13 protein-coding genes and 2 tRNA genes are annotated in these 12,461 nt (G+C 68.4%); 5 read left to right on the top strand and 10 right to left on the bottom strand.

From position 1 onward, the window contains the following. Positions 1–121: 121 nt before the first annotated feature. Both CXQ96_RS14685 and CXQ96_RS14680 read left to right on the top strand, forming a co-directional pair. Entirely contained in the window at positions 122–550 is a 429-nt protein-coding gene (locus CXQ96_RS14685) for a hypothetical protein (protein WP_146070905.1), read from the top strand. Between the two features lie 205 nt (positions 551–755). Then, positions 756–2,306 (top strand): LTA synthase family protein, encoded by a 1,551-nt coding sequence (locus CXQ96_RS14680; RefSeq protein ID WP_104118766.1) that lies wholly within the window; start codon positions 756–758, stop codon positions 2,304–2,306. A 13-nt stretch (positions 2,307–2,319) separates the two neighbouring features. Here the strand turns inward: CXQ96_RS14680 and CXQ96_RS14675 are convergent, their stop codons facing one another. The 8 genes from CXQ96_RS14675 to CXQ96_RS14640 form a co-directional block, all read right to left on the bottom strand. Beyond that, on the bottom strand, positions 2,320–3,411 hold the full coding sequence (locus CXQ96_RS14675; protein ID WP_258059141.1) for a UDP-N-acetylmuramate dehydrogenase: 1,092 nt from the start codon (positions 3,409–3,411) through the stop codon (positions 2,320–2,322). Further along, a complete protein-coding gene (locus CXQ96_RS14670) occupies positions 3,408–3,848 on the bottom strand; it encodes a MaoC family dehydratase (protein WP_104118765.1) in 441 nt (146 codons plus the stop codon). Before CXQ96_RS14670 ends, CXQ96_RS14675 begins: the two co-directional genes overlap by 4 nt. A gap of 2 nt (positions 3,849–3,850) precedes the next feature. Next, positions 3,851–4,300 (bottom strand): MaoC family dehydratase N-terminal domain-containing protein, encoded by a 450-nt coding sequence (locus tag CXQ96_RS14665; protein WP_104118764.1) that lies wholly within the window; start codon positions 4,298–4,300, stop codon positions 3,851–3,853. A 115-nt stretch (positions 4,301–4,415) separates the two neighbouring features. Continuing rightward, the gene (locus tag CXQ96_RS14660) at positions 4,416–4,646 is read right to left on the bottom strand and encodes a hypothetical protein (RefSeq protein ID WP_104118763.1); all 231 of its coding nucleotides are present in this window, start codon (positions 4,644–4,646) and stop codon (positions 4,416–4,418) included. Between the two features lie 34 nt (positions 4,647–4,680). Continuing rightward, on the bottom strand, positions 4,681–5,667 hold the full coding sequence (locus CXQ96_RS14655) for a DUF2797 domain-containing protein (protein WP_258059140.1): 987 nt from the start codon (positions 5,665–5,667) through the stop codon (positions 4,681–4,683). Then, the gene (locus tag CXQ96_RS14650; protein WP_104118761.1) at positions 5,664–6,713 is read right to left on the bottom strand and encodes an ATP-dependent DNA ligase; all 1,050 of its coding nucleotides are present in this window, start codon (positions 6,711–6,713) and stop codon (positions 5,664–5,666) included. The genes CXQ96_RS14655 and CXQ96_RS14650 overlap by 4 nt, the downstream gene beginning before the upstream one ends. Before the next feature lie 40 nt (positions 6,714–6,753). Next, positions 6,754–8,226, bottom strand: coding sequence for an ATPase (locus CXQ96_RS18495; RefSeq protein WP_181036487.1), 1,473 nt, complete (start codon positions 8,224–8,226; stop codon positions 6,754–6,756). A 113-nt stretch (positions 8,227–8,339) separates the two neighbouring features. Further along, entirely contained in the window at positions 8,340–8,924 is a 585-nt protein-coding gene (locus CXQ96_RS14640; protein ID WP_104118760.1) for a helix-turn-helix domain-containing protein, read from the bottom strand. Between the two features lie 91 nt (positions 8,925–9,015). On the opposite strand from CXQ96_RS14640, the gene CXQ96_RS14635 reads away from it, so the two are divergent. The 3 genes from CXQ96_RS14635 (at position 9,016) to CXQ96_RS14625 (ending at position 11,986) form a co-directional block, all read left to right on the top strand. Further along, positions 9,016–10,125, top strand: coding sequence for an NAD(P)/FAD-dependent oxidoreductase (locus CXQ96_RS14635; protein WP_104118759.1), 1,110 nt, complete (start codon positions 9,016–9,018; stop codon positions 10,123–10,125). Beyond that, positions 10,115–10,744, top strand: a complete 630-nt coding sequence (locus CXQ96_RS14630) for a bifunctional 2-polyprenyl-6-hydroxyphenol methylase/3-demethylubiquinol 3-O-methyltransferase UbiG (protein WP_104118758.1) — start codon at positions 10,115–10,117, stop codon at positions 10,742–10,744. The genes CXQ96_RS14635 and CXQ96_RS14630 overlap by 11 nt, the downstream gene beginning before the upstream one ends. Before the next feature lie 72 nt (positions 10,745–10,816). Further along, a complete protein-coding gene (locus CXQ96_RS14625; RefSeq protein WP_104118757.1) occupies positions 10,817–11,986 on the top strand; it encodes an RtcB family protein in 1,170 nt (389 codons plus the stop codon). Between the two features lie 76 nt (positions 11,987–12,062). On the opposite strand, the gene CXQ96_RS14620 is transcribed toward CXQ96_RS14625, so the two are convergent. Both CXQ96_RS14620 and CXQ96_RS14615 read right to left on the bottom strand, forming a co-directional pair. After that, positions 12,063–12,136, bottom strand: a tRNA-Met gene (locus tag CXQ96_RS14620). 55 nt (positions 12,137–12,191) lie between these two features. Further along, a tRNA-Thr gene (locus tag CXQ96_RS14615) sits at positions 12,192–12,263 on the bottom strand. Positions 12,264–12,461 lie beyond the last annotated feature (198 nt).

The raw sequence follows: 12,461 nt of genomic DNA, 5'->3' as shown, positions 1-12,461 counted from the left end.
GAGCCGGGCCAGCGCGTGCAGTCGTACAGCATCGATGCTAGTCATTCCTGCCGTCATCCGTCTGCCCGGCTCCCCTTCCGCGCGCCGGGAAAAAGTCGGTGGCCGACGGCAGGATGTGCGCATGGACCACCTCAACGCAGACACCATCCTCGATCGCTTCTTCGCGGCGAGCGGGCACACGCGGCACCCGGAGAGCCTCCTGCGGTACGAGCGGGTGCAGATGCACCTCCGGGCCTACCTCGAAGACGGCGGAGCCGCGCTCCTGGACGCGGACGACCGGCAGCTGATCGGCCTGGAGCGGCAATTCGGTACAGATGCTCCGTACGCACGCATCATGGGCGCCCGCGAAATGCTGCATGCACTTCCCGGCTTCCTTGCTGCACCCCAGCTTCTGCCCGACTTCCACGACCGGCTCGCACAGATCAGCGTCGCGTCCCGGCTGGCCCAATGGCTCTGCTCCCGCCGCCTCGTCCAACGGGAGGACAGCTGGGACGACGTCGTGCTCACGCGCGCCGCAGCCGAGCAGGCGCGCCGGTCCGCCGTCCTGTAGCCGGCGCACCGGAAGTCGAATCCGAGCAGTGCGGGCTGCACCCACCGGGGGTGCCTTGCCCACCCCTACCCGGTGTACAACAGATTGCTTGAAGGTGAACCAAGGTTGAACAGGTAGCATAGCGGGGCTAGTCTTCTATGGGCCCGGAAGGGCCGTATGTCAAGGGCGCCCGGCCGACGGGTACCTGAGAACGCGAGGTGTTGCCATGTCTGACCGGATCCGTGCGCTGACCCGACGGGTTGGCTTCGTTGTGGGCAGCACCCTCGTCTACGTCCTGATCTGGGCGGGGCTCGTGCTGCTCATCGCGGCCCTCGGCATCCATTTCTACTGGGGCAAGATCTCAGTGAACCAGCTGCTCCTGAATCTGATCTCCGTGCAAGTCGACGGTGGGGGCGGAGCAATTGTCTGGATCGGCGTTGTGGCGATCGGTGTCGTCCCCCTGCTCGTCACCGGCGGGATCGCCTTGGTGCAGTACTTGCGGCGCCGGAAGCGCCGCCTCGGTCGCCGCATGCGTACGCGTCGTTCTGCACGGGCGATGCGCATCGTCTGCAGTGTCGCGGTGGCCGCGGTCGTCGTTGCCGGCAGCTCGGCCTTCGCCAGTGCGGTGGGAGTAATTGACTACATCAAAGCGGCGAACTCCGACCTCGATCTCGGCGACTACTACGTAAAGCCGACCGTCACCAATGACGAGCACAAGCGCAATCTGGTGCTGATCTATCTCGAGTCCGGCGAGGCCACCCTCGCCGACGGCCAGCTCTTCGAGAAGGACGCGTTCGCTCCGTTGAAGGAGGTTACGACGTCGTCGGACGGCTGGCAGAGCATGGAGGGTCTCCAGGAGTATGAGGGTGGAGGCTGGACGATGGCCGGTATCACTGCCACCCAATGCGGTGTTCCGCTGAAGGGAATGGGCACCGTCTCGGGTAACGCGGCCCTCAACGAGCTCGGCGGTGTGATCGACTCGTACCTCGGAGGGGCCATGTGCCTGGGTGACGTCCTGGACGAGCACGGCTATACCAACGTCTTCCTGGGCGGCGCCGACGCCTCCTTCGCTGCTAAGGACACCTTCCTGAGGAGCCACGGCTACTCCGACGTGAAGGACCTCAATGTCTGGCGTGCCGCCGGTGAACCGGAGGAGAGCATCCGCGACTGGGGCCTGAGCGACGAACGCCTCATGGCCCATGCCAAGGACGAGATCGACGAGCTGCATGCCGAGGCCGCGAGAACCGGTCAGCCGTTCAATCTCTCTGTGCTGACGCTGGACACCCATGAGCCGGTACACGTCTTCGACTACTGCCCTGTAGATACGAAGGACGCGGCCACCTCGGTATTTTCCTGCTCGATGGCCCAGGTGGCCGGATTCGTGAGCTACATGGAGGAAAAGGGTTACCTCGACGACACTGCCGTGGTCATCATGGGCGACCACCTCAAGCAGATGAGCGCCGGGAGCGCATTCCACGAGCAGCTCTCCGCCAGCGACAACCGAAGCATCTTCAATCGGATCTGGATCCCGGGCGAGAACCCGGGAAGCACGCTGCGCCCCAACGTGGACCAGATGAACCTGTACCCCACCATTCTGGAGGCCGCCGGCCTGACCCTGCAGGACAGTGAGGCTGGGCTTGGCGTATCTGCCTTCGCTCCTAGTGTCTCCAGTAATTCAGCGCAGGCGATGATGCCGGACCTCTACGCCGAGTTGCTCAACTCGCGTTCGGAGCAGTTCTACGCGATAGCCTGGGCAGGCCAGGACGCCCCCCAGTAACGCTGCCGCCGCGTCAGAGCGAGCAGTTGACCAGCAGCGGTTCCGGTTCGAGCCGGATCCCGAAGGATTGTTCGACGCCGTCCCGCACGAGCCGGGCAACCGCCAGGAGGTCCGACGCCGAGGCGCCTCCCCTGTTGGTGAGGGCAAGCGTGTGCTTCGTCGAGAGGGACGCGCGCCCTTCCGCCACAGCATGGCCTTCGTCGTCGCCGAGCCCGAACCCCTTCGAGAACCCTGCGTGCTCGATCAGCCAGGCGGCGCTGAGCTTCACGTCTCCGGCCGCTCCCGTCGCATACCGCGGAGCGTCCTCCGGGAGCCGGTCGGCCACCTCCTGGGGCACGATCGGGTTGGTGAAGAAGGACCCCGTGCTCCAGGTGTCCGGGTCAGGCGCGTCGAGCACCATGCCCTTCCCCGCGCGTAGCTTCAACACTTCCCGCCGCACGTCATTCGCGTAGGCGCGGGCACCCACCTCGATGCCGAGCGCGCGTGCCAGTTCGGCATACTTGACCGGCTTGCTCATGCGCCCCAGCCCGAGCTGGAACTCGACGCTCAGCACCACGTAGCGGGGCGAGCCGTTGACCGTGCTGCGCTTGAGCAGCGAATCCCGGTAGCCGAATTTCAGCTCGAAGTTGGTGAAGCTCTTGATGCTGTCGGTCTCGCGGTCGTACGTGCGGACCGTCGCGATGGTCTGCGACACGTCCGAACCGTAGGCCCCGACGTTCTGCACGGGCGTGGCTCCTGTGGAACCGGGGATACCCGAGAGGGCCTCCAGACCGGAGAACGCGTGCAGCACGGTGTACCGCACCAGCTCGTCCCAGTCCTGGCCGGCCTGCACCTTGACCATGACGCCGCCGCACGTGGCGTCGTCGTCGTCGACCGTGAACCCCTTGGACACGATGTGGACGACCGTCCCGTCGAAGCCCTCGTCCCCGACGAGCAGGTTCGAGCCCCCGCTGACGATGAGCAGCGGGTCACCCGCAGCATCGGCAGCGCGGACGGCCTCGACGATCTCCTGTTCCGTCGCGGCTTCAACGAGCGAGCGCGCGGGTCCCCCGACGCGGGTGGTCGTGAGGTCGGCGAGATTCACCTGCGTGGCGGGCGCGCTCACGCCAGCCTCACCACGGCCTGGGCCTTGACGAGGACCTTCTGCCCGGCGGAGGTCACCGTGAGGTCGATGCGCGCCGTCGAGCGTTCGGTGTCGATCTGGCCGACGACGCCGGTGACCTCGACGACCGCGCCCGGCTGGCCGGGCTGCGCCGTCGTATCCGTGACGACCACGGGCTTGGTAAACCGCGTCTGGTAGTCGACGACGGCGGCCGGGTCGCCGATCCAGTCGGTCACGAGCTGGACGGCAGCGCCCATGGTGAACATGCCGTGGGCGATCACGCCGGGCAGGCCGACCCCCTCGGCGAAGGCCTGGTTCCAGTGGATCGGGTTGAGGTCGCCGGAGGCGCCTGCGTACCGCACGAGGTCGGTCCGGGTGATATCGACGGTGGCGGAGCCGATGTGCTGGCCCACCTCGAGCGAGGCAAGGGAGACGGTCATGGCTACTGGTCCTCCCCTCGGACGAGGATGGACGATGTCGTCGTGGTCGTCGCTTCTCCGTCGACGGTCGAGATCTCCGCACGCGTGGTGATCATCGCTCCCCCGCCCATGGCCCGCACCTGGTCGACGTGCAGCTCGGCGACGAGCTGGTCCCCCGCGAGGATGGGCCGATGGTGGACGAACCGCTGGTCCGCGTGGACCACGCGGGTGAAGTCGATGCCCGCGCTCGGATCGCTGATGAGCTGCGCATCGGCCCGCTGGGCCACGATGATGGCGAACGTGGGGGGCGCCACGAGATCGGCATGCCCGAGGGCCGCCGCGGCGGCCACGTCGTAGTGCGCCGGGTGTGTCGCCTTGATGGCCCTGGCGAAGTCCCGGATGGCCTCACGGCCCACCGAGTAGGTCTCTCCGGCGGGGTAGCTGCGCCCCTGCAGGTCTGGGTCGATGGTCATGAAACCTCCGGTGGAAGCGTCGTCGGGCATGGATGCGGAGAAGCTGGGGATGTGCGCGTGCCGGCACGGGTTGCCGTGCGGGACGGGGTGCCGGCGCCGGCGGAGCGAGGGAGGGTCAGGACATGTCCTTCAGACGCCGCCGGACGTCGCGCGAGCGCACCACCATGCCGGCGAGATGGCACACCATCCCGGCCACGATGACCGTGATGCCCGCGAGCACGACCGCGCGCTGGTCCGACGTCGCGCCGGCCACCGCGATCAGGATGCCGATCGCCGTGGTCACCAGAGCGGACACCACCAGCCTGCGGTACAGGTCCGAGCCGGTCTCCCAAGGCGTATTCAGCATGATCCGATTCTACTGCGGGTTCCGCTGCTGCCACTCAGAACAGCGCCTCCTGGACGGCCGGCACCGGCGTACTGAAGTCGCCGAACCGCAGGCGCCTGCCCTTGAGTCCGGACAGATCGGCGACCAACACCAGGTCCGCGCCGTCGATGGCGACGAGGGCCGACGGACCGAGCACCTCGAGGATGGTGAAGCCGTGCTGCCCGCTCCCGAGCGGCTCGGCATAGGGCTGCAGCCCTTGGTGGCCGAGGACGGCGGACCACGACGACGGCGGTTCGAACTCCTCGTGCACCACCTCGAAGCCGTCGACCCCGAGGCCACTTTCGAGCAGACCCCTGGCTGCCAGGGCGAAACCGTCGTTGACGCGTTCGAGCCGTACGGTCGGTAGCGGCGAGCAGAGGGAGGATGCCTTCGTGCTCGATCTCACAGCCTGCTGGAGGCCGACCGAACGGGTGACCTCGTCCTCCAGGACCCTGACCACCCGGCCGTCGTCGGCATGCGCCACGTACTGGGCCACCACCGCACCCTGCTCCACGAGGCGGGCACGCTTCCTCGGGTGCGAGGCCGTTCCGACCTTGCTCGAGCCGTCGGCGAACGTCGCGACGTACAGCCAGTGGGGCTGGTCGAGGTAGCGCTTGAGCCCGGCCGGTGCTATGCCGGACCGGTGGATGTCGTGCATGAACCGGACGTCGTCCTGTGCGAAGCACCGGGCGCACTGGTAGCCCCGCTCGGCGGGCGCCTGGTCGGCGCACTGCACCCACGTCCGGTCGTCCCGGCCGTGCACCCGGTGGTACCCGAGGCAGAACCTCCCGTCGGCGGCGATCTCGTAGGCCACCCTCGTCCCGGGCCGGAGCGCGAGATCGAGCGGGCGGTCGTCATCGGTGGCCGCGGCGGCAGTTCCAGGCCGTCCGGGAGCGCCCTCGCTCGGCACTGCGTGCAGTGACAGCACCGGTCCCCCTGCGTGCCAGCCCACGCCGCTGCACAGGTAGAGGGGGCTCCTCCGTCCGGCCTGTGCGGACGTCACGCCAGCACCCTGCTGAGATCGTAGGCGGCAGGGATGTCGAGCTGCCCGAACGTGCACGATCGCGGCTCCCGGTCCGGCCGCCATCGCTCGAACTGGACGGTGTGGCGGAACCGGTCACCCTCCATCTGGTCGTACCGCACCTCCACCACGCGCCGCGGCTCCAATCGGATGAAGGACACGTCCTTCGAGTACGCGAAGCGGCTGCGGTCGGTGGCGCCCCGTTCGATCTCCCCGGCGTCATCCCGCATGACGTCCGGCGCGAGCTCCTCGACGAGTTCGAGCCGCCGCTTGTCGGAGAACGCCGAGATGCCTCCCACATTGCGCAGCCCGCCGTCGTCGTCGTACAGGCCCAGCAGCAGCGAGCCGACCCCCTGCCCGGACTTGTGCACCCGGTAACCGAGCAGCACGACGTCGGCAGTGCGGCGGTGCTTGACCTTGAGCATGAGCCTCTTGTTCGGCTCGTACTGCGCGGTCAGGGGTTTCGCGACGATGCCGTCGAGTCCCGCGCCCTCGAACTCGACGAGCCAGCGCTGTGCGAGCTCGACGTCGCGGGTGACCTGCGACAGGTGAACGGGAGCGGAGAAGGACTCGCCGATGCCCTCGAGCGCCTTCCTGCGTTCGGCGAACGGTATGCGCGTCAGGTCATTGTCGTCGATCGCGAGGAGGTCGAAGGCCACGAACGACGACGGCGTCTGAACGGCGAGCAGGCGAACCCTGCTGTCGGCGGGATGGATGCGCTGGGACAGGGCCTCCCAGTCGAGCCTCTCTGCACCGGGCTCCCCCCGGCGCACCACGATCTCCCCGTCGACGACGCAGCGCTCGGGCAGGTTCTCCAGCAGCGCGTCGACGAGTTCCGGGAAGTACCGGGTGAGCATCTTCGAACCCCGGCTGCCGATCTCGCAGGTACCGTTCTCGATGCGCACGACCGCCCTGAAGCCGTCCCACTTCGGCTCGTAGAGCATTCCGCCGGGAACGGTGTCGGGACCGGGCACGGAGTCCACGGCCTTCGCGAGCATGGGCTGGATGGGAAACGGCAGCTCGGTCATGCCTGATCCTGTCTGAAGGTCGGGAAGCACGGCAAGCGGTCTAGAGCCCCTCCGCCACCGCAGCCGCCGCGGACAGCCATGCTCGCTGCGTGGCCGGACGCAGGGCGCCGTAACGGATCCGACCCTTAATCAGAGCCGCATCGAAGGGAATGGTGACCGCGCGGCGGGCGAGCTCCCCGAACCCGTCCGCGATCGACTGGCTCTGTGCCTGGGTCCCGTTCTTGTCCGACTGGCTCACGATGACCACTGCGCTGCGCGCGAGATCGGAGTAGCGACCACCACGCGCGCGCAGAGCCTCCAGCAGGAGCGCCCCGGCTTCGGCGTGCTCCTCGAGCGTCGTCGTGGCGATCACGAGCTGGTCCGTATGGTGGATCATCCGCAGCCAGCGCTCGGCGGTCTCGTCGTTCCCCGAGTCGACCACGGTGAGACGGAAATACTTGGACGCGACTTCGTGGAGCGCGTCGAAGTCGTCCGCCGTCACCTTCTGCTGGGAGGCGAGGACGTCCGGCTTGGAGCGCAGGACGTCGAACTTGTCCTCGGTCTGGTGGTGGACGTACCGCGCCAGCAGGGCCGACTGCGCGGACGGCGCCAGGAGCGCGTCCGCCTGCGGAAGGAGATCCAGGACGGTGGCCTCGTGCGGGCCCTGCTCGGTCCGCCAGCCGAGCGTGCCGCGGGCGTCATTGTTGTCCCACGCGAGAACGGGCCCGCCACCATTGCGCGCGAAGACGGCCGCGAGCATGACCGAGGTGGGCGTCTTGTTCGCTCCGCCCTTGCCATTGACGACGGCGACGGTCCGGGGGCCGGGCCAGTGCCGGCTGACCGCGGTGACATCCGCCCTGATAGCGAGTTCCCGGCGTGACGGCGGGATGCTCAGCCCCAGCCGTGCGAGGACGCCACGCCATCCGCTCTCGGCGGGGACGACGGCGGTATCGGGTGCGAGGAACGACGCCCGTCCCTCGCGCGGGCGCAACCCCGTCGGCGCGTGGTCGGGAGCCGGCACGCGGCGAAGGGGCACCGGCACGGCCGGTACCGCGAGATCCGGGGCAACGGACGGTGCCGCTGCCTCCTGCTCGGCAGGCGACGGGCGACGCCGGACGATCGGTGAGGGCTCAGTCCGCGCTGCGGCGGCGTCCGGCCCGGGTCCGACGCCGGTCGGGGTACCGTGCGCTTCCGGGGCTGCGGAGGGGGCAGCCGGGATCGCCGGCTGGAACACCGGCAGGCCTGATGTCCCCGGTACGGCAGGTGCGTCCGACGCGTCGTGTGCCTGCCCCGTCGCCCGTCCACCGGGGGCGTCGGTGGGAGTGCGGCGTACGGTGACGTCAGCGTCGTCGGGGTGGCCCGGCTCGCCCGGAACACCCTTCTCCGGCGCGACCGGGTTCATCGCGGGATCCGGCGCGAACCGGTCGGCGAAGCGCGGCTGGTCCGGCGACGCTGCGGCGCGGCGGCGGCTCGCCCGGGTGGGGAAGTCACCGGAGGGGTTGTCGGGGGTGAACCCCGGCTGCTCGTTCGTCATCGTCGTTCCGTCCCCGTCGGCCCGCGGTCGGGCCGCTCTCTGATCGCTCGGCTCAGTTCATCCTATAAGGCCGTCGCGTGCCGTCTGTCGCCGTTTCGGGCGGCCCGACTGCCTCACGATCGCTTCGGCCGTGCGCGGACGTGCATCCGCTCGCCCTGCTGCCCGAAGAGGCTGATCATCTCGACGGGCTTCCCGTCCGCACTGGCGAACCAGTGCGGCGTTCGTGTGTCGAACTCTGCTGCCTCGCCCGGCCCGAGCACGAAGTCGTTCTCCGCGAGCACCAGCCGCAGGGAACCGTTCAGGATGTACATCCATTCGTAGCCCTCGTGGACCTGCAACTCCGGTTCCGAACCGCGTGCGTCCCCGGCGATCACCATCTTGAAGGCCTGGACGCCCCCGGGGCGCCTGGTGAGGGGGATCGCCGTCATGCCATGGTGCTCGATGGGCCGGAGGTGGATGCGCGGGTCTCCGGTGGGCGGAGCACCGACGAGGTCGTCGAGCGGCACCCCGTAGAGCTGCGCGATCGGCAGCAGCAGTTCCAGGTTCGGCCGGCGCCGGCCGGATTCTAGCCGGGACAGTGTGCTCACCGATACACCGGAGGCAGCAGACACCTCTCCGAGCGTCAGGTTGCGCTGAACGCGGAGCGCACGAAGACGTGGACCAACGGCGTCGAGCACGGAGTCGAGGTCTGGAGGCATGGTCCGATTTTGCCACATCAGCAAGGATATTTGTCACTTCTACATGCCGTGCGGATGCTTGAAGGACAAGCACCACGGAAGGAGACCCAGCATGTCAACCACCAGCCAACCCCTCCAGGATCGGTATGACGCCGTCGTCGTCGGGGGTGGTGCGGCAGGCCTCAGCGCCGCCGTCACCCTGAGCCGCGCCCTGCGATCCGTCCTCGTGATCGACGCCGGACAACCGCGCAACGCAGCTGCCCGGGGCGTCCACGGTTTCCTCACCCGGGAGGGCATGAATCCGCTCGCACTGCTCGACGCCGGCAGGACGGAGGCGGAGTCCTACGGCGCTACGATCGTGCGCGCCGAAGCCGAAGCCGTGCTGCGGACCTCGGAAGGGTTCGACGTCGTGCTGACGGACGGGCGCAGTGTCACCGGACGACGCATCCTGTTCGCCACCGGCCTCTCGGACGGGCTGCCCGAGATCCCGGGCCTCCGTGAACAGTGGGGGGCGGGCGTCGTGCACTGCCCCTACTGCCATGGCTACGAGATTCGCGGGCAGCGCATCGGGGTCCTCGGCACGGGTGCCCTGTCCGTCCACCAGGCCCTCCTGTTCCGGCAGTGGTCGGAGGACATCACGCTGTTCCTCAACGACTCCCTCACTCCCACCGATGAGGAGTGGGACCGGCTCGCCGCCCGCGCCGTTCGCGTGGTGCAGGGCGTGGTGACATCCGTCGACAGCACAGGAGGAATCCTGACCGGGGTGACGGTGGCGAGTGGACACACCTTCGACCTGCAGGCGCTCGCCGTCGGGACGCGGATGGAGTCCCGGAACGACCTGCCCGGATCGCTCGGTCTCACGACGCAGCAGCATCCGTCGGGGATGGGTCACTTCATCGAGCCTGGCCCCATGGGGGCGACGGCGGTACCGGGGGTGTATGTTGCGGGCAACGTCTCGAATCTCTCTGCACAGGTGATCGTGGCCGCGGCCGAGGGCACCATGGCGGGCGCGGCGATCAACGCCAACCTCGTGGAGGAGGAGACGGCGTGGGCCGTCGAGGCCCATCGCGGTCCCTTCTCCGCGGCGTCCGAGGCGGACGTCTCGGCCCGGGTGCTCGGGCTCCGGCGGCACGGGCTGGAGGACGGGCTCGCCGGCGTCTCAACGGCCGCACGAGCAGCGGTCGACGAAGCAGCGGGGGAAGGAGCACGCCGTGCAGGTTGAGTACACGCAGGAGTTCTGGGACGAGCGCTACCGGCAACGGCCGAGGATCTGGAGCGGCAAGCCGAACAGACAGCTCGTCGCCGGCGTGGCGGATCTGCTTCCCGGCAGGGCCCTCGACGTCGGGTGCGGGGAGGGAGCGGATGCTGCCTGGCTCGCTTCCCACGGCTGGAACGTCCTCGGCATCGATGTCTCCGATGTGGCGCTCGCACGCGCCCGGGCCCATGCGGAGGAGCTCGATCCTCCGGTCCGGGACCGCCTCGAATGGCGCCAGGTGGATTTGCTGTCCGCACCGGATCTTCCGGACGGCCTGGACCTCGTCTCCATCCAGTTCATGCATCTTCCCGATCCTGATCGGTCGCGCATCTTCCGCTCCCTTGCGGCCCTGGTCGGAGTAGGCGGAACCCTCCTGATCGTCGCGCACGATCCCTCGGACCTCCATTCGGGGATCGGCAGGCCGCCGCAGCCCGAGCTCTTCTACACGCCGCAGCAGATAGCCGAACTGCTCGACGACGCATGGGACATTCGGGTGTGCGAGTCGCGTCCGAGGACGGAGCGCACCGGGGACGGCCGGGATGTGACCATCAGCGACGCGGTGCTCCAGGCAGTACGGATCCGCTGACGCGTCCGCAAGGGGCAGGGCGGGATGGTGCACCGCGTGCTTCCCGACCTGCCCCGTCGGTAGCCTCGACGGATGCAGTGGATCACCGAGAAGTACGTCAACTTCGCCAGCATCATCGACGACGCGACGCTGGCACAGAACCGCATGACGAGCTCGATGCCGTTCGTGTATCCCCACTTCGCCTCGATGCCCGACGCCCACCTCGGCCTGGGGTGCGCCGTCGGCTCTGTCCTGCCGACCCTCGGCGCGATCATCCCCGCAGCAGTCGGCGTGGACATTGGCTGCGGCATGGTGGCTGTCCGCACCGACTACACGGCTGACGACGTCGCCCGCCTCGAGCGCCGCGCGCTGTGGGTGGCCATCGAGCGGTCCGTCCCCCTGTCCGCGGGCAACAACAACAAGCGGCTGAGCGCGTCCGCCAGACCCCGCATCGAGTCGCTCGAGCAGGACGCGCACTCGGCCGGCTTCGATCCGGCGAGCTACGTCAGGGACTGGCGCCTGCAACTCGGCACGCTCGGCTCGGGGAACCACTTCATCGAGGTATCGCTCGACGAGCAGCACGACGTCTGGCTCTTCCTCCACTCGGGCTCCAGGGGTATCGGCAACCGCATCGCCCAGCGGCACATCCGCGCGGCCCAGGACTACTGCGCGCAGAGATCGGTCACCCTTCCCCATCAGGACCTCGCCTACCTCGAGGAGGGCACGCCGGAGTTCGACCGCTACATCGCCGAACTGATGTGGGCCCAGAGGTTCGCTCTGCTCAACCGCGAGGAGATGATGGATCGCGTGGTGCGGCAGTTCAGCGACTGGGTCGGGAAGCCGGTGGAGGAACGCGAGCGCATCAACTGCCACCACAACTACACGCAGCGGGAGAAGCACTACGGCAAGGACGTCTGGCTCTCGCGCAAGGGTGCCATCGCCGCGGATCCCGGGCGCCCCGGGCTCATCCCCGGCTCGATGGGCACCGGCTCGTACGTGGTGACGGGCAGGGGAAACAGGGAAGCACTGGACTCGGCACCGCACGGGGCAGGGCGTGAGTACTCCCGCAACGCGGCCCGGAGGACCTTCACGCAGGAACAGCTCCGGGCCGCCATGCGGGGCATCGAATTCCGGGACACCCCGGCGTTCCTGGACGAGATCCCGGCGGCCTACAAGGATATCGACGCCGTGATGGAGGATGCCCGGGACCTGGTGGAGATCCGCCACACGCTTCGGCAGATCATCAACGTGAAGGGCGACTGACGGACGGCCGAGTGGCCGACCGCAGGGAGCCGGGTACACAGAAGGCCCCGGAGCCGAAGCTCCGGGGCCTTTCCTGTAGCGGTGCCGGGACTCGATCCCGGGACCTCACGATTATGAGTCGTGCGCTCTAACCAGCTGAGCTACACCGCCCTAAATGAGGCTGCCCGCACCGATCGGATGATCGTCACGGGCCCCCTCATTTACGAGCCCCCCACCGGAATCGATCCGGTGACCTCGTTCTTACCAAGAACGCGCTCTACCACTGAGCTAGGGGGGCAACAGCAAGAAACTTTACCAGTTCCCGGCCGCTGGAGCGAAATCGGCAGCCGCCCTGATCGGCGGTTCCCGGTTTCCCCATCGGACCCGCGCTCAGCACGGGTCCGATGGGACCGACTAGTTGTACGGGGTCAGGACGTTGGTTGCAGTCGGCTGATCGGGGGGTTGCCTCCGAGGGCTGAGTGGCGTCGTCCAGTGT

This window comes from Arthrobacter sp. B1805, from assembly GCF_002929745.1.
Classification (GTDB): domain Bacteria; phylum Actinomycetota; class Actinomycetes; order Actinomycetales; family Micrococcaceae; genus Arthrobacter_D.
Note: the sequence above shows the minus strand (reverse complement) of the source record. Positions and strands in the feature narration are given on the sequence as shown.